General features: G+C 67.2%; 17 protein-coding genes. 12 read left to right on the forward strand and 5 right to left on the reverse strand.

From position 1 onward, the window contains the following. Window positions 1-38 precede the first annotated feature (38 nt). From DBO33_RS09470 to DBO33_RS09480, 3 genes are read left to right on the forward strand one after another with little or no spacing between them, the layout of a single operon-like run. Window positions 39-1,154 carry a ferredoxin reductase gene (locus DBO33_RS09470; protein WP_107654694.1) on the forward strand — a complete coding sequence of 372 codons (1,116 nt, stop codon included), beginning with the start codon at window positions 39-41 and terminating at the stop codon, window positions 1,152-1,154. A 22-nt stretch (window positions 1,155-1,176) separates the two neighbouring features. After that, on the forward strand, window positions 1,177-2,325 hold the full coding sequence (locus DBO33_RS09475) for a fatty acid desaturase family protein (RefSeq protein ID WP_107654695.1): 1,149 nt from the start codon (window positions 1,177-1,179) through the stop codon (window positions 2,323-2,325). Beyond that, the gene (locus tag DBO33_RS09480) at window positions 2,326-2,643 is read left to right on the forward strand and encodes a hypothetical protein (protein ID WP_107654696.1); all 318 of its coding nucleotides are present in this window, start codon (window positions 2,326-2,328) and stop codon (window positions 2,641-2,643) included. Here DBO33_RS09480 and DBO33_RS09485 read toward each other — a convergent pair whose 3' ends face one another. Then, window positions 2,644-3,177 (reverse strand): DUF4254 domain-containing protein, encoded by a 534-nt coding sequence (locus tag DBO33_RS09485; RefSeq protein WP_107654697.1) that lies wholly within the window; start codon window positions 3,175-3,177, stop codon window positions 2,644-2,646. Between the two features lie 388 nt (window positions 3,178-3,565). Here DBO33_RS09485 and DBO33_RS09490 point away from each other — a divergent pair, with 388 nt between their 5' ends. Next, the gene (locus DBO33_RS09490) at window positions 3,566-3,892 is read left to right on the forward strand and encodes a hypothetical protein (RefSeq protein ID WP_228542196.1); all 327 of its coding nucleotides are present in this window, start codon (window positions 3,566-3,568) and stop codon (window positions 3,890-3,892) included. Here the strand turns inward: DBO33_RS09490 and DBO33_RS09495 are convergent. Beyond that, window positions 3,889-4,551, reverse strand: a complete 663-nt coding sequence (locus tag DBO33_RS09495; protein ID WP_107654698.1) for a TetR/AcrR family transcriptional regulator — start codon at window positions 4,549-4,551, stop codon at window positions 3,889-3,891. The genes DBO33_RS09490 and DBO33_RS09495 overlap by 4 nt on opposite strands. A gap of 131 nt (window positions 4,552-4,682) precedes the next feature. Here DBO33_RS09495 and DBO33_RS09500 point away from each other — a divergent pair, with 131 nt between their 5' ends. After that, window positions 4,683-6,740: a CocE/NonD family hydrolase gene (locus DBO33_RS09500; protein WP_234390756.1), complete on the forward strand. Its 2,058-nt coding sequence runs from the start codon at window positions 4,683-4,685 to the stop codon at window positions 6,738-6,740. Window positions 6,741-6,802: 62 nt separating this feature from the next. On the opposite strand, the gene DBO33_RS09505 is transcribed toward DBO33_RS09500, so the two are convergent. The 3 genes from DBO33_RS09505 to DBO33_RS09515 all read right to left on the reverse strand — a co-directional run bounded on the left by DBO33_RS09505 (window position 6,803) and on the right by DBO33_RS09515 (window position 9,468). After that, window positions 6,803-7,666, reverse strand: coding sequence for an ABC transporter ATP-binding protein (locus DBO33_RS09505; protein WP_407670606.1), 864 nt, complete (start codon window positions 7,664-7,666; stop codon window positions 6,803-6,805). Window positions 7,667-7,793: 127 nt separating this feature from the next. Then, window positions 7,794-8,621 (reverse strand): ABC transporter permease, encoded by an 828-nt coding sequence (locus tag DBO33_RS09510; RefSeq protein WP_107654700.1) that lies wholly within the window; start codon window positions 8,619-8,621, stop codon window positions 7,794-7,796. After that, window positions 8,614-9,468 carry an ABC transporter permease gene (locus DBO33_RS09515; RefSeq protein ID WP_107654701.1) on the reverse strand — a complete coding sequence of 285 codons (855 nt, stop codon included), beginning with the start codon at window positions 9,466-9,468 and terminating at the stop codon, window positions 8,614-8,616. Before DBO33_RS09515 ends, DBO33_RS09510 begins: the two co-directional genes overlap by 8 nt. Before the next feature lie 313 nt (window positions 9,469-9,781). Here DBO33_RS09515 and DBO33_RS09520 point away from each other — a divergent pair, with 313 nt between their 5' ends. The 7 genes from DBO33_RS09520 (at window position 9,782) to DBO33_RS09550 (ending at window position 15,639) form a co-directional block, all read left to right on the forward strand. Then, window positions 9,782-10,105, forward strand: a complete 324-nt coding sequence (locus DBO33_RS09520) for a hypothetical protein (protein ID WP_107654702.1) — start codon at window positions 9,782-9,784, stop codon at window positions 10,103-10,105. Beyond that, window positions 10,102-11,502, forward strand: a complete 1,401-nt coding sequence (locus DBO33_RS09525) for a hypothetical protein (protein WP_107654703.1) — start codon at window positions 10,102-10,104, stop codon at window positions 11,500-11,502. Before DBO33_RS09520 ends, DBO33_RS09525 begins: the two co-directional genes overlap by 4 nt. Then, a complete protein-coding gene (locus tag DBO33_RS09530; protein ID WP_159080183.1) occupies window positions 11,489-12,490 on the forward strand; it encodes a hypothetical protein in 1,002 nt (333 codons plus the stop codon). Before DBO33_RS09525 ends, DBO33_RS09530 begins: the two co-directional genes overlap by 14 nt. A 61-nt stretch (window positions 12,491-12,551) precedes the next feature. Continuing rightward, window positions 12,552-12,884: a hypothetical protein gene (locus tag DBO33_RS09535; RefSeq protein ID WP_107654705.1), complete on the forward strand. Its 333-nt coding sequence runs from the start codon at window positions 12,552-12,554 to the stop codon at window positions 12,882-12,884. After that, window positions 12,877-13,290, forward strand: a complete 414-nt coding sequence (locus DBO33_RS09540) for a MerR family transcriptional regulator (protein WP_107654706.1) — start codon at window positions 12,877-12,879, stop codon at window positions 13,288-13,290. Before DBO33_RS09535 ends, DBO33_RS09540 begins: the two co-directional genes overlap by 8 nt. A 105-nt stretch (window positions 13,291-13,395) precedes the next feature. Beyond that, entirely contained in the window at window positions 13,396-14,073 is a 678-nt protein-coding gene (locus tag DBO33_RS09545) for a respiratory nitrate reductase subunit gamma (RefSeq protein WP_107654707.1), read from the forward strand. 132 nt (window positions 14,074-14,205) lie between these two features. Then, window positions 14,206-15,639 (forward strand): purine-cytosine permease family protein, encoded by a 1,434-nt coding sequence (locus tag DBO33_RS09550; RefSeq protein ID WP_107654708.1) that lies wholly within the window; start codon window positions 14,206-14,208, stop codon window positions 15,637-15,639. The last annotated feature ends 1 nt before the right edge of the window (window position 15,640 follow it).

Below are 15,640 nucleotides of genomic sequence, written 5' to 3' on the forward strand. Positions count from 1 at the left end.
AAGTCGAACAGCCCCGACATAGAGGCACGGAGTAACGAATGGTGGATCTCATCAACCTGGTGCAGACCCTGACCACGCCGCATCCGCTGGACCGGTATCTGGAACTCGTGCGCCCGACCCTCACCGCGCGGGAGATGCGCGCCGAGATCATCCGGGTCGACCGTTCGGTCCCGGGGTCGGTGACCCTGACGCTGCGCCCGACCCGGCAATGGAAAGGCCACGCCGCCGGGCAGTACGTCCAGATCGGCGTGGTGATCAACGGCGTCCGCCACACGCGCTGCTATTCGCCGGTGAACCCGGCGGGCGGCCGGGGCAGGCACCTCCAGCTGACCGTCAAGGCGCACCCCGAGGGCCTGGTCTCGCAGTACTTGGCCCGCAACGCGACACCCGGCATGGTGGTCGATCTCGAACAGGCCGCCGGTGTCTTCCGGTTGGCCGACCCGCGCCCGGAGCGGGTGCTGCTGATCAGCGGCGGCAGCGGCATCACGCCGGTGCTGTCGATGCTGCGCACCCTGGCCGACGAGGGCTACCCGGGTGAGGTCGTCTTCCTGCACTACGCGAAATCGCCCGAGGTGGTTCCGCACCGTGCGGAACTCGATGCGATCGCGAAGCGGCACTCGAACTTCCGGATCGAGCTGCGGCATCCGTGGCGGCCCGACACCACCGGCGTCGACACCTCGGCGCCGTGGGTCGACGTGGCGACGGCGAAGTCGAGCGGGTACTTCGACTACGACGAATTGGAGCGGGTGGCACCGTGGTTCGCCGACGCGCACACCTACGTCTGCGGCCCGCAGTCGCTGATGGACTCGGTGCGCAAGATCTACGAGGCCGAGCAGCTCGACGATCGGTTGCACACCGAGGAATTCACCCTCTCGCTCACCCCGGTCGACGCGGACGAGGCCTTCGGCACGGTGCGCTTCTCGGCCAGCGGTGTCGCCGCGGACAACAGCGGCGCCCCCCTGCTCGAGCAGGCCGAGGCCGCCGGTCTCACCCCCGAGTACGGCTGCCGGATGGGAATCTGCTTCTCCTGCACCGCGGTTCGCCGCACGGGTTGCACCCGCAACCTGCGCACCGGCGAGACCGACAGTGACCCGGATCAGCCCATCCAGCTCTGCATCAACGCCCCTGTTGGCGACGTCGACATCGACATCTGAACCCGAGCAAAGGATTAATCGAATGACAATCCTGACCGAAACCAAAGACGGCCCGCTGGTACTGAGCCCGGACCAGATCGAGGAACTCGGCAAGGCGCTCGACGAGCTGCGCGCCAAGGTCGTCGCCGACCTCGGCGACCGCGACCGCGAATACCTCTACTCGATCATCAAGGCGCAGCGCGGTTTCGAGATCGCCGGGCGCGGCCTGATGTACCTCGGCTTCCTGCCGCCGGTCTGGTTGGCCGCCGTCGCCGCGTTGAGCGTGTCGAAGATCCTGGACAACATGGAGATCGGCCACAACGTCATGCACGGCCAGTACGACTGGATGCGTGAGCCCGGCCTGAATTCCCGTGTCTTCGAATGGGATACGGTCTGCCCGGCGGACCAGTGGAAGCACTCGCACAACTACATCCACCACACCTACACCAACATCCACAACAAGGACCGCGACATCGGCTACTCCATCCTGCGGATGGACGAGAGCCAGTCCTGGAACGTGCTGCGCCTCGGCCAGCCGCTCTACGCCTTCGCGCTGATGATGCTGTTCGAGTGGGGCGTGATGGCCCACGACCTCGAGGTCGAGAACATCGTGCGCGGCAAGCGGAAGTGGTCCGACATCAAGCGGCTCGTCACCGGCCAGTTCCGCAAGGCGGGCAAGCAGGCGCTCAAGGACTACCTGATCTTCCCGGCGCTGACCGGGCCGCTGTTCCTCAGCACGCTGGCCGGCAACGTCACCGCGAACCTGGTCCGCAACGTCTGGGCGTACTCGATCATCTTCTGCGGTCACTTCCCCACCGGCGTACAGACGTTCACCGAAGAGGAGACCGCCGACGAGACCCGCGGCGAGTGGTACATCCGGCAGATGCTCGGCTCGGCCAACATCACCGGCAGCAAACTGTTCCACATCATGTCCGGCAATTTGTCGCACCAGATCGAACACCACCTGTTCCCGGACATCCCGGCGGCCCGCTATCCGGACCTCGCGCCGGAGGTTCGCGCATTGTGTGAAAAGTACGGACTCCCGTACAACACCGGCTCGTTGAGCAAGCAGATCGGCTCGGTCTGGCTGAAAATTTTCAAGCTTGCACTGCCGCCCAGCTTGGTCAAGAGCGAACCGTCTCCCGGTGTTATCGTGATGCGTCAGCGAAAGGCAACCGAAGTGGGCGTGTGAATGATCGGGAAATTCGAAAGCAACAAGGACCTCATTCAAGAATTGACGTCCTCGGGCGCCAAACATGTCGGCAATATCGCGAGCATCATCGCGGGCACCGTCGCGGAGGTCACCAAGGAGATCGGTGAGTGGGTGACCGACGCGATCGAGATGAACGAGGCCGCCGCCGCGGCTCGGCGCGATGCCGCCGAGGCGCGGCGGGAGGTGGATCTCGAGCCCGACGATCCGGCACCCGCGGCGCCGAAGCCGCCGGTCGCTACCGACACGGAGTTCGTCGACGCCGAGGTGGTCGAGCCGGGAGTCGACGAGACCCGCTGATCACCACACCGGCAGCCTGCGCCGGTGTTCGGTGACGTCGGTGACCAGATCCCGGTAACCGTCGGTCAATTCGGCGAGCCTGCACCACTGCAGGTGGGCTTCCCCGTCCACCTGCACCGGGCGTGCCCGCTGCTGCGGTGCTCGGCGCAGAGCTCGTTGTGCCGCAACCCATTTCGCCGCCATACGATCGATCACCGCGCCGAGCGTCTCGGTATGCAGCGAGGCGCCGCCGCGGTGCTCGACATTGTCGGCCACCCACACGTCGATCTGCCCGACCAACTCGGCGCGCTGCCCGTCGATGTCCTCCACCCGCTGGGTGCACGCCGCGACCCGCCCCGGCGAGGCGTCGGGCGCGTGCGCCGCTTCGATGGCCTTGTACCGCCGCTCGTGACATTCGACGAGCTGCCGGGCGGCACTGAGCACGCTGTGCCGGCGCCGGTTCGGATCGTCGGGTTCGCGGAAGGCGCGCAAGAGTTCAGCGGGTGGCGGCAGTTCTTCTGTCCCGATACGGACGCGTGCGTATTCGGTCGGCATGTGCGTACACCCCTGCGGTATCTATCCCGATCTGGATGCGCCAGGGCCGAGGGGGATTTCGGGGAGGGGCACCCCTCGGCTCCGGCGCAGTCCCGAGCTCGGACGTCACCCCCATAGTCCACCAGCACGGCAAAGAAACCGGGAAATCCGCGACGATGCGATGAGGAAGACGGCCCGAATAATCGGGACTCTTTCAGGAAAGCGCGGTTGCCGAATCGGCGCAATAGTATGGTGTACGAAACCTAAAGCCGCTTGTAAATCGTTATGGTCCGTTACGGATCGGTCACATGAGTGCACCGTCGGTATCTCCGACAAGGATGGGCGGGCGCATGATCAGCAACCGGTTCGGCGCGGCGGCTGCGCGGTCTCGGTCGATCCGCTAGCCTCGGTGTTCGTGCCCGCCTACGTGTCATCGCCCGAGCTCACTTTCGGGTTCATGTTCGCGCTGGAAGACCCCGAGCGAATCGGAGAGGTCGTGCGCACGCTCATCGTTCGCAAGACCGTGTCGGTCTTCCGCCTCGCCAGGCTCTCCGACGACAACGGACCGCCCGAGCGTTACGTGGTGAACTGGGCAGCTATACCGCAGATTTCGATCACCACCGAGGCGCCGGCCACCGACGATCTGCAGGCCCAGCGCATCATGCTGGTCAATGCGTTCCTGAGCGAGGACGGCGAAGTGAGCCTGTATTCGGCGCAGGGCAGCGGTCCCGGCTAGGCGTCCCATTCCGGAACGCCGAACAGCGCCATGGTGATCTGGTACAGATGTGCACTCAGGGTGGGGAGCGCTTGGGCGCCAGGGCCTTCCAGGCAGTCGCGAATACGGTCGTCGACCGCGCCGATGAGTGCGTCGAATATTTCCGCCGGAATGTCCACCGGGATATCGCCTTCGGCGCGACCGATGCGAAAAGCCGCGTGCATGCGGTGCGCCAGTAACGTTTTCATCTGACGGCGCTGCTCGGCGACGACCGGCCCGGCCACCAGGCATTCGATATGCAGCGCGCGGGCGTAGATACCGTTCTCAGCCAGGACGTGCAGGTACGTCTCCAGCGTGGTGCGGATGAGTGCGCGCCACTCGCTGCGCGGGGTGGCCTGCACGCTGCCGGCGAGTTCGCCGAGCACCAGCCCGACGGCCGCCTCGAAGGCCTCGGCGAAGCAGTCGTCCCGGCCGCGGAACAGCTCGTAGAAGGTGCGCCGCGAGACGTTGGCGCGAGCCACGATGTCGCCGACAGTCGTTGCGGCGTAACCCCGTTCGGCGACCGCCTCCAGCACCCCCAGATACATCCGCATGCGTTGCGAGTGGGCCACCGCCTCCGGCGCCATGCCGTGGGTGCCACGTGGCAGGCGGCCGCGGTCGACACCGGCTTCGAGTCCCATCCCCTGAGGATAGACACCTCGCGCCAGTGATCTGACTCATACTTGTCCATTCGATGTGGTCCCGGTTACTCTCACACCCGTCATAGGTACGGCAGTGTTTTTAAGCAGGTCAGCCAGAAGGGTCGAGGTCGATGAGGACATTTCGTCGCGGGTTGGGTCGGGTCGGGGTCCTGGTTGTCGCCGCGGCCATGGCCGCGTTGTGGGTTGTGCCGAGCACCGCGGTCGCCGAATCGGCGCCGGACGGGGGTGAGCTCGGCAGGCAGTGGACGGCCGCGCACGACGGTCCGGCGAAGTACCCCGGCCCGGTGCACATCGACTTCGACGTGCCGATCACCATGAGCGACGGGACGGTGTTGAAGGCCAATATCTATCGGCCGGTCGACGCCGCGGGCAACATCGTGACCGAACCGCTGCCCACCATCCTCAACCTCACCCCGTACACGAAATTCGTGTCCCTGATCGCGGATCTCGCCCTCAACATCCCGGTGCTGTCCGACGCGCTGATCGAGCTGGTCAACCGGTTCGACTTCGCGGGCACGCCGTTCGACTCGATCACCGATTTGACCAGGGCGCTCAGCGGCGGCGCCGCGCGGACCTTCGGTGCCGACCGTAAGCTGGTGCAACACGGCTACACCTACATCGTGGCCGACGTGCGCGGCACCGGATATTCGCAGGGCGCCTGGCAGTTCTTCCAGAGCAGGGAGGGTCAGGACACCCTCGAAATGATCGACTGGGCGAGCAAGCAGCCGTGGTCGGACGGCAATATCGGCATGTCCGGCATCTCGTACTCCGGCATCAACCAATTCAAAGCGGCCGAACAGAATCCGCCCGCGCTCAAAGCGATATTCCCGGTCGAGGGCAGCACCGACACGCTCACCGATGTCGCCTTCCCCGGCGGCGGATTGGGGTTGTTCGGCCCGCTGTATATCGCGGGCGTCGACCTGATCTCGAATTTCCCGGACCCGGTCGGCATAGCGCTCGGTCACCTGGACCTGAAATGGCTACAGGATCGGGTGGCCACGCCGCTGGAGTTCTTCGACTACATCCTGATGGCCTTGTCACTCAGCGTGGATTCGGTGCCCGCGCCGCTGAAAGAACAGCTGCTGCCCGGCAGCTCGTTGCGCTCGGCGTTCACCGACAGTCATCCGGAGCGGATTCAGGTACCGACCTTCGCCTACGGCGGCTGGCAGGACATCTTCGCCTCGTCCAGTGCTCGGTCGTTCGCCGACATCCCGCTGCCGCCGGAGCGCAAGAAGCTGATCATGGGCGACACCTATCACTTCAATCCCGGTTCCGGCCTCGGCAATCCGGGCCGGCCGCCGCGGCTCGACGTGCTCCAGATGGCCTGGTACGACAAGTGGCTCAAGGGCATCGACAACGGCATCGACGAGTACGGGCCGGTCGCGCTGTGGCAGCAGGGCGGCGGCTGGACCACCGCGCCGGCGTTTCCCCGGCCCGGCATGGACTACCAGCGCATGTATCTCTCGCCCACGCCGAGCGGCACCGCGACCAGTGTCTACGACGGTTCGCTGAGCGCCGGAAAACCCGAGGGCGCAGCACGTTTGACGGTTTCCCCGGTCGCCGGCCTCACCTCGCTGTGCTCGCGGGACGCGGCGGTCGAATCCGCGGGCGTCATCGGACTGCTCAATTTCTGCGGGCGCGACGACCGCATCCACGAACTGGGTGGCCTCACCTTCACCGGCGCACCGGTCGAGCAGCCCACCGTGCTGTCCGGCCCGATCACCGTGCACCTCAACACGATGTACGACAACATCGAGGGCTATTGGGCGGTCACCGTGAACGATGTCGCGCCGAACGGTCAGTCGACGGTGCTGGCGAGCGGGCAGCTCGCGGCCTCGTTGCGCGCGGTGGACGAGGCCAAGAGCGCGAAGGACGCCGACGGCGACTACACGCACACGGTGTACAAACTGACGCTCGCCGACCGGCAAACCCTGGTGCCGGGACAACCGACCCCCCTCGACGTCGCCGTCAACCCGGTCGACGCCGTGCTACAGCCCGGACATCGGTTGCGCGTCAACGTCTTCGCGAGCAACTTCCCCCGCGGCTTCCTCGCACCGCCGATGCTGTTCGACGGCGGCATCCTGAACGCGGTGGCCCCGCAACACCTCGTGCTCGACCCGTCGGCGCCCAGCTTCGTGAACGTGCCGTTGAGCAGGCCGCTGGGTTAGCGAGGGCCGGACTGGACTCGCGCCTGCCGTCTCCCGGTACGAGTCCGGATCCGTCCGCTGAGTCAGCGGGCGGACTCGTATATCCGGCGGACCACGTCCTCGATCTCCGGTTCCTCGATGGACAGATCGCGCACCTCGGCCCGGTCGGACACCATCGCGAGCAGTTGTGCGGCGGTGGTCTGCTCCGGATCGAAGGCCAGTCGCTGGCGCATCCCGCCGGCCTCGGAGTCCAGCAGTTGCGCGCAGGGCAGGTCGTCGATATCCGGTGCGGGCTCGGCCAGGTCGACGACGAGCACGCGCCTGGCACCCACCGTGGCGGCCAGCCCGGTCAGCGATCCGTCGTAGACCAGGCAGCCGTGATCCACCACGAGCACACGGCCGCATAACCTTTCGATATCGCCCATGTCGTGCGTGGTGAGCAGCAGCGTGGTGCCGCGGTCGGCGCGTTCGGCGCGCAGGAACTCACGCAGGCGCTGCTTGGACAGCACGTCGAGGCCGATGGTCGGCTCGTCGAGGATCACCAGTTCTGGCGAATGTAGCAGCGCCGCAGCCACTTCCGCGCGCATGCGCTGGCCGAGCGAGAGCTGGCGCACCGGGGTGTCCAGCGTGTCGGCCATTTCCAGCTGCTCGATCAGCTCGTGTTTGCGCTTGCGCGCGACGTCCGGGTCGAGGCGGTGGATGGCGGCGAGGATCGAAAACGATTCGTGCAGTGGCAGATCCCACCAGAGCTGGGAGCGCTGCCCGAACACCACCCCGATCCGGGCGGCGAGTTCGCGCCGCTGCCGGACGGGTTCGAGCCCGCAGGTGCGTACCCGGCCCGCGGTCGGCACCAGGATGCCGGTGAGCATCTTGATGGTGGTGGACTTGCCCGCGCCGTTGGCGCCGATATAGCCGACCGCCGTGCCGCGTTCGATCCGGAAGGTCATCCGATCCACCGCGGTGAGCGTCTCGCGCCGCCTGCGCCAGCGGCGGCCGTCCTTGCGGTACAGGGTGAATTGTCTTGTCAGGTCCTCGATCTCGATGATCGGGTCCGAAAAGCCGGAATCCGCCACGTTATCCGCCGCCTCCCTGATAGTGCCGAGTACCGAACCGCCAGCAACTCAGGGCCAGCAGCCACACCCAGAGCACCGCCAGCGGCGACCACCAGGCCAGCCACGCGGGCAACAGCGCGGGACCGGGCAGCCGCAGCAGGGCGATGGTCGGCAGATAGGCGGTGAAGCAGACCGGAATGGCGAAGCCGAACAGCAGCCGCAGCGGGATCGGAAATACGGTGGCGGGTTGCACCGCGGCGAACGAGCCGCCGTAGGTGAAACTGTTCGTGAGCTCCGCGCCGTCGATCAGGAAGAACTGCAAGCCGGCCGCGCACACGAAAACGCCACCGAACAAAACGATACCGCTCACCAGGGTGAGCAGCACCAACAGAACGGTTTCCGGGCTCCAGTCGATGTCGTTGTGCAGCAGCCCGAATCCGAGCACCACGAGCGCGACGGCGGCGCGGGCGAAGCGGCGCAGTGAGATGTCGCTGGTGATGAGCTGGAGCAGCAGTGGTTGCGGGCGCAGATGATAGGCGTCGAGCTGACCCATGCGAATCAGCGTCGGGAGGGTGTCCAGATGACCGAAGACCACCTGAGCCAACGCGAACGTCGACTGCCCGAACCCGAACAGCAGCAGGGCGGCGTTCAGATCGAGGCCGCCGAGCACCCGGACGTTGTGGAAGATCACCCACACCTCGGCGAACTCGACCAGGCCGATCAGGAACGCGCTGAAAACCTCGCTGGCGAACGACAGCCGGTAGGACTGCTGGGCGCGGATCCGCGAGCGCAGCACCGCCGCGTACGGGGTGGCCCAGGTCCCGGCCCGCAGGGTGCCCTGCTCAACCACCCTGCACCTCCAGTTTGCGCCGCCCGGCCGCCAGCAGTAGCCGGCCCGTGCCGCCCACGACCAGCACCCAGAACACCTGCACGGCAACCACACTCACCGCCGCCGTCCCGGTGATCCGACCGGACAGCACGTCGATCGGCGCTTGCAGGATCGAGGGGAACGGCGTCGCCTGCGCGACGGTGCGCAGCCACGCGGGGAACATGTGCACCGGTACAAAGAGTCCGGCCAGGAACGTGCCGGCGACCTGATACAGCACGCGGATGCCGCGGGTCTCGACCACCCAGAAACCGATCAGCGCGACGCCGAACAGGCAGAGGAACGACAGGGCCACGGCGAGCAGCACGCTCACCGCGCCGAGCAGATAGGGGCCGGGCGTGCTCGGCATGACGAGCCCGAAGGTGAGCACGCCGATCAGCACGCTCGGCACCCCGCGCGGCAGCATGGTGGCGGCCGCCCGGCCGAGATCACCGGCGAGATAACCGAACTGGACGTCCACCGGGCGCAGGAAATCGATAGCAATGTCGCCGTTCCGGACCCGGTCGGCCAGGTCCAACGGTGGACCCATGAACTGCATCGCGCCGAGTAGCCCCTGCGAGAGCCACACGTACGCGCCGATGGACCCCTCGTCGTAGCCGCCGAAATCACCGGCGGCGCGCACGGCCGCCAGCATCACCGCCGCGCGCACGAAACCGAACACGCAGTTGGTGAAAAGGCCTGCGAACATCGCCAGCCGGTACTGTGACTGCCGTCGGAAACCCGCGCGCACGAGCTGCGTGTAGACCGCGACGGCGCGCCATGGGTGCCGGGTCGCGCCGAGCCGTCCGTCCCCGCCTGCTCTGTCGCGCACAAAGAGTCAAGCCTAAGCCTGCCGACGAGAGCGCGGAAGAGCTTCCGGATTCTTCGGTAAAAGTGCTGCGTCGGCCGACTCCGCCGCGCAGGTCCACTGCGCCGCCCGCACCGGAAGAATCGCACGCAGCGCGGGAATTCGGACGCGCCATCGGGTCGGCGGCTGCGCCAGCGCATGACATCGTGCCCGTTGGTTGCCATACTCAGGCGGAACGGACTAGCGACGATCGGACGCAGGGTGTCCAGGTCGCGCAGTAGGCTTGTCATCGAATCATGTCGCGGTAGCGAAAGACTGGGAACCCGGGAGGGGAACGGTGGACACGCTGAAGCTGGATCCGGCGGCGGTGGCCGCTTACACCGCGATCGCGGACGCGGTCTCCCAACAGTTGGCCTCGGCGGCCGCGGTCGCCTCCGGGGCGGTGAATCAAGACCAGCTGGCCGCCGACCTGGGGCTGGTCGGCGCCGATTTCGCGGCGCGCTTCGCCACGGCGGTATCCGAACACGCCCAGGCGCTGTCCACCGCAGGACAACTCGTCGGCACCTACGGTCAGATCCTGCGCGGCTACACCTCGGACATGCAGGGCATCGATACCGATACCGCGGGCGCCATCACCCGGACCGGGGAGACGCTGACATGAGAAGCCTGACCGGACTACGCAGGCGGTCCCAGGCCGCCCCGGCCGACACCGTCGCGCCCGTGACCACGTACCAGGATCCGAACGTGGACCCGCCGATCGTCGCCGCGCTGGTGCGCCCGCTGCTCCAGTTGCGCGCCAGCCTCGGCACCGGTGTCGGTACCCCGAATCAGACCGCGACGAGCGCGCTGTCGGCCGCATCCACGCAGGCCGCCGATGTGGAAGGCCCGCACCGCGACGGCCTGCACGCGCTCGAATCGACGTGGACCTCCCGCGGCGCCGACGCCGCGGTGCCCGCGCTGCGCACCACCCAGACCGAGATCGGCGAAATCTCCGACCGGGGACCGGCGTATCTCAGCGTGCTCGGCGACGCGCACGCCACCAGCGCCCGCGCCGCGCGGACGGTGGATCAGATCATCGCCGACTTCCGGCGCGACGCACGCCAGATCCTCGGCAACGCCACCGCCGCCCCGGACACCGATGCCGTGATCGCGCGGGCGACCCAAGCTTTGCGCGACGCTCTCACCACGGTCGACGTCGCGCAAACCGAGATGGACGACCACAGCAGGCGACTGGACCGGATGGGACCACTCACCGTCACCCAGCCGTCCGGCGTCACCGCCGCGCAGCCGAGCACCACGAGCCAGTTCATCCCGGGTGGCACAAGCCAATTCGTCCCCGGCACCACCGTCCCCGGCACCGTGGCGCCCGGCATCGGCGGCACCACCCAGCCCGCGGATCCGGCGCTGGCCGCCCAACTCCAGCTGCAACAGCAACTCATCAACGCGGGCGTGCAACTCGGTACCGCCGCCATCAACGCGGGCGTCGACATCGGCACGAACATCATCGACAAGATCGCCGGCGTCGGCACGCACATCGTCGACAAGGTCGCCGAGGTCGGCACGCACGCCATCGACACCGTGGCGGCCGGCGCGGACACGGCTGTCCAGGAGGCGATCCGCCCGGGCAGCACCGCCGGGGATCAGTCGAGCGGTGCGCCGAACTCGAGCGCCTCGCCGAAGCTGTTCGACTTCGGCGCGGGCGCCCGGCCGTCCACTCCGTCCTCGCCGACCGGTCCCGGCACGGTGATCCCGCCCGCGCAGCACGGCTCCGCGCCGTCGGCGAAGGTCGAGGCGCCGCCACCACCACCGGCACCGGAGTCCAGGCCCGCGCCCGCTCCGGCGCCGCAAGCGCAGGCCCCGGCGGATACCCCGTCCCGGTCGGGCAACCCGGATCAGCAGAGCCATCCGGGCACCGGCGGTGGCGTGGCATTGCCGCCGCCGCCACGCCCGGACGACCAGGAACACAAACCCAAGGACGGCCAGCTCGGCGTCACCGTGCCGACGGCCGCGGTCGCCGTGACCCCGGTCCTCGGCGACTACGACGATGACACCCTCTGACCCGAACACACCGGGTCGGCAAGAGGGGCAGGGCAATCCGTTCGACATGGGCTTGCCCATGCTGCGCACACCCACCGGCAAGGCGCGACGACGGCGGCGCCCGTCCGGCCGCCGCGCACCGGTGCGTCGCCGAGATCCGGAGGTCGCCGTGTCCGAGCCACCCACCCCGGAGCGGCCCCGGCGAACCGGCGACTGGGAGCACTGGCTCGACCCGCAGCCCGCGGTGGTCGAGCCGTCGCCGACACCGCCGGTCGAGCCGGACCGGCGGCGCACCCGCGTGGACGCGTTCACCGCCGAAGGCCCCGAGGACACCGTCAATCCGCCGCCCGCGATCATCAACCGATCCGGCATCCATCCCGGCGTCCCGCTGCGCCATCCCACCCGGCGTCGCGAACAGCCGCGCGGCGGCGGCAACAAGGTGCTCGCGGTCCTGATCGTGCTCGGTGTCGCAATCGCCGTCGTCTCGATCCTGTTCACCGCTGTCAACGGGTTCGGCACCGACACGCCTGCGGCCGATGAAACCGGTACGATCCCCGCCCGCGGCGCCACCGGAACCGCCACGACCACAACGACAACGGTGCCCGCCCAGCCGGCGGCGATCGCGACCCAGGGTTGCGAACAGAAGCGCACCGCCGACTCCGTCTCGGGCACCGACCCCGGCGGCACCGCCACCGGCCCGGACGCCATCCTCGCCTTCGAATACGCCTACTACGTGGAACGCTCCGGCTACCGGGCCCGCGCGGTGGTCGCCGACAACGCCATCGTGTCGCCCGCCGAGCAGATTCAGCGCGGCATCAACCAGATTCCGGTCGGCACCCGCTACTGCGTGCAGATCGCCCGCACCCGCGACGGCGACGACGGCCTGGCGCACTGGGAGGTCAAGCTCACCCAGCAGTACCCCGGCGAGCAACCCAAGACCTTCACCCAGCTCATCACCACCCGCACCATCGCGTCCCGCACGCTGATCACCGCGATCGCTTCGGGCTGACTCGTCGGGCGCGATATCCAGGGTTGCAATCGATACCGTGGTACGGACTTACCGTGGTTTTATGATCGACAATTCTGAAAACTGGGCCGCCGATTCGTGCACGTTGCCGACCGCCGAACAGCCCCTGCGCACCGCGGAGTTCGATCGGTTCTTCGCGGAATCGGTGCGGGAGGTGCGCCGGGTGCGCCCGACCCGGCTGGATCTGCTGATTGTTTCCGACGCCGAAGAACTCGGCCGGGATCTGGCCGCTCGCGAATCCGAGTGCTGTTCGTTTTTCGACTTCGCGTTCACCACGGTGGGCGATGATGTGGTCATGCGGATCGGCGTTCCCGACAGTCAGGTCGAGGTTCTCGATGCGCTCACGGAGCGGGCAAGGGCACGAGTACATGAATGACAAGGCTTTACGGACAGGGCAGGTCGCCGCAGCTGCCGGAGTGAATGTGCAGACCTTGCGCTATTACGAACGACGAGGACTGCTGGACGATCCCGATCGGTCGTTGGGCGGCCATCGAATGTATCCACCCGAGACGGTGACGACGCTGCGCATCATCAAGACCGCCCAGCGGCTCGGTTTCCGGCTCGACGAGGTTGCCGATCTGCTCGAGGGCACCCGCACCGGCGCCGATCTACCGACCCGTGCCGCCGCGAAACTAGCCGAAGTGGACGCGAAACTCGCCGAACTGACCGAGATCAAGACAACATTGCAAGCGGCGCTCGCCGCGGGCTGCCACGACTTGCCGACCTGCGCGGAGACCCCGTATTGCCCGATGCCGTTCGGCCACAACGACAATCGCCGTTGAACGCGAGGGCCGTCCGGCTCTTGTTTGACGGCCCGCTCTCTGCGAAGGTGGTGCGTACCTCGGATAGTTTTTATTTCTCGGTTCGATGACGAAGGCGGGGACGGCATGATGTCGGTGCTGTGGATTGTCCTGCCCTACAGTGCGCTGCTGTCCTTCATCATCGGCCATTTCTGGCGATATCGGCACGACCGATTCGGCTGGTACAGCACCGGTCCGGAAACCGACCGGGCGCAGCGGATCGGCGGGCATGCATTTCGCGTCGGAATGGCGGGCATGATCGCCGCCCGGCTCACCGATCTGCTCGTCTCCGGGCCGAACTCGCACCCCGACAATACGTTCTATGTCGTCATTGTCGCCGTCGAGGTGTGCGCCGTCGTGGTCGCGACGGTCGGCGCGGTGCTGCTGTTCGTGCCGGACATGATCGGCAGCCCGGGCCGGCCCGTGATCAGCCCGTTGGACCGCATCACCTTCCCGATGCTGGTGGCCGGTCTACTGACGCGGGTGGCGATCAAATTCGACCCCAACTCCTCCGAGAACGGCTATCGCACCGCCGAAACTCTTTTCACCTGGTTCCGGTCGTTGTTCACGCTGCACCCGAATCCCGAAGCCATGGTGCACGCGCCGTTCATCTATCAGGCTCGCGGTTTGGTCCTGATGCTGTTCGTCGCCATCTGGCCCTACACCCGTCTGGCGAGCATTCTCGCGGAGCCGGTCTACTGGTTGATCCGGCGTATTCGATCCGAACCGCCGGCCGGTCGGCCTCGCGAACTGTCTACGCCGTAGCGGACCACGCCCGGTCGGTATGCGGTGCAAAGAACTACAAGACCGACCAGTGTGCGCGATACTCGGACGCAGTGACAGCTCGCCGGGCTCTCCCGCACTTCCAGCTGTTCCCGGATGACGGAAGGCGGGCCCATGGCGCACGAGCAACTCGACGCGGGCGCATCAATCGAGCGCCGCACCATCGAGGTGATCCCCGACGCCGAACGGCACGGCACGCCCGTCAACCAGTTCACCCTCTGGTTCGGGGCGAACATGCAGATCACCGCGATCGTCGACGGTGCGCTCGCGGTGGTGTTCGGCGCCGACGCGCTGTGGGCGATCGTCGGCCTGCTCATCGGCAACATCCTCGGCGGCATCGTGATGGCCTTGCACTCGGCGCAGGGGCCGCGGCTCGGGTTGCCCCAAATGATCTCCAGCCGAGCGCAATTCGGGGTGTTCGGGGCGGTGCTGCCGCTGCTGCTCGTCATCGTGATGTACCTCGGGTTCGCCGCGACCGGCACGGTGCTGGCCGGTCAGGCGGTGAACAAGATCCTGCACATCGACAACGCGACGGTCGGCATGCTCGTCTTCGGCGCGCTCACCGCGATAGTGGCGGTGACCGGCTATCGGCTGATCCACATGGTCGGGCGCATCGCCACGGTGGTGGGCGTTGTCGGATTCAGCTACCTCGCCGTCCGGTTGTGCACCGAATACGACGTGAGCAGCTACGTCGGCGTAAAGCCGTTCGAGATGGCGACGTTCGTGCTCGCCATCTCGCTCGGCGCGGGCTGGCAACTGACCTTCGGACCCTACGTGGCCGACTACTCGCGCTACCTGCCGCGCTCGACCAGCGACCGGACCACCTTCCTGGCGACCTTCGCGGGCACCGTGCTCGGCTCCCAGTGGTCGATGACCTTCGGCGCGCTGGTCGCGGCGGTGGCGGGAAAGGCGTTCCTGGGCAACCAGGTCGGCTTCATCGGCGACCTCGCCGGGCCCGCCGTGCTCGCGCTGCTGATCTATCTGGTGATCGTGGTCGGCAAGCTGACGGTGAACTGTCTCAACGCCTACGGCGGCTTCATGTCGATCCTGACCTCGGTGACCGCGTTCAACGGGCAGTCACGCACCACGCCGTTCGCGCGGGCCGCCTACATCGTCGGCTTCACCGCGGTGTCGATGCTCGTCGCGATCGGGGCCAGCGCCGACTTCCTCGGCAACTTCAAGAATTTCGTGCTGACCCTGCTGATGGTGTTCACCCCGTGGAGCGCGATCAACCTGATCGACTACTACCTGATCTCCCGTGAACGCATCGACATCCCCGCGCTCTACGACCCCGACGGCCGATACGGCCGCTGGAACAGCACCGCCCTGGCCTGCTACACGCTCGGCGTGCTGGCCCAGATCCCGTTCCTGGCCCAGCAGCTCTACACCGGTCCGGTCACCGAAATGCTCGGTGGCGCAGACATTTCCTGGATCGTCGGCATCGTGTTCACCGCCGCCATCTACTATCCGCTCGCGCGCCGCACCAGCAATCCACCGGACCGGATGATCTATCCGACCGGCACCGTGCACAGCGCCGCCAAGCTGTGAA

This window comes from Nocardia suismassiliense (assembly GCF_900269665.1).
GTDB lineage: Bacteria > Actinomycetota > Actinomycetes > Mycobacteriales > Mycobacteriaceae > Nocardia > Nocardia suismassiliense.

Bases quoted from the DNA above. Each gene is read 5' to 3' on its own strand.
- DBO33_RS09470 (WP_107654694.1), top strand. From the start codon at position 39: ATGGTGGATCTCATCAACCTGGTGCAGACCCTGACCACGCCGCATCCG.
- DBO33_RS09475 (WP_107654695.1), top strand. From the start codon at position 1,177: ATGACAATCCTGACCGAAACCAAAGACGGCCCGCTGGTACTGAGCCCG.
- DBO33_RS09480 (WP_107654696.1), top strand. From the start codon at position 2,326: ATGATCGGGAAATTCGAAAGCAACAAGGACCTCATTCAAGAATTGACG.
- DBO33_RS09485 (WP_107654697.1), bottom strand. From the start codon at position 3,177: ATGCCGACCGAATACGCACGCGTCCGTATCGGGACAGAAGAACTGCCG.
- DBO33_RS09495 (WP_107654698.1), bottom strand. From the start codon at position 4,551: ATGGGACTCGAAGCCGGTGTCGACCGCGGCCGCCTGCCACGTGGCACC.
- DBO33_RS09500 (WP_234390756.1), top strand. From the start codon at position 4,683: ATGAGGACATTTCGTCGCGGGTTGGGTCGGGTCGGGGTCCTGGTTGTC.
- DBO33_RS09505 (WP_407670606.1), bottom strand. From the start codon at position 7,666: ATGACCTTCCGGATCGAACGCGGCACGGCGGTCGGCTATATCGGCGCC.
- DBO33_RS09525 (WP_107654703.1), top strand. From the start codon at position 10,102: ATGAGAAGCCTGACCGGACTACGCAGGCGGTCCCAGGCCGCCCCGGCC.
- DBO33_RS09530 (WP_159080183.1), top strand. From the start codon at position 11,489: ATGACACCCTCTGACCCGAACACACCGGGTCGGCAAGAGGGGCAGGGC.
- DBO33_RS09535 (WP_107654705.1), top strand. From the start codon at position 12,552: ATGATCGACAATTCTGAAAACTGGGCCGCCGATTCGTGCACGTTGCCG.
- DBO33_RS09540 (WP_107654706.1), top strand. From the start codon at position 12,877: ATGAATGACAAGGCTTTACGGACAGGGCAGGTCGCCGCAGCTGCCGGA.
- DBO33_RS09545 (WP_107654707.1), top strand. From the start codon at position 13,396: ATGATGTCGGTGCTGTGGATTGTCCTGCCCTACAGTGCGCTGCTGTCC.
- DBO33_RS09550 (WP_107654708.1), top strand. From the start codon at position 14,206: ATGGCGCACGAGCAACTCGACGCGGGCGCATCAATCGAGCGCCGCACC.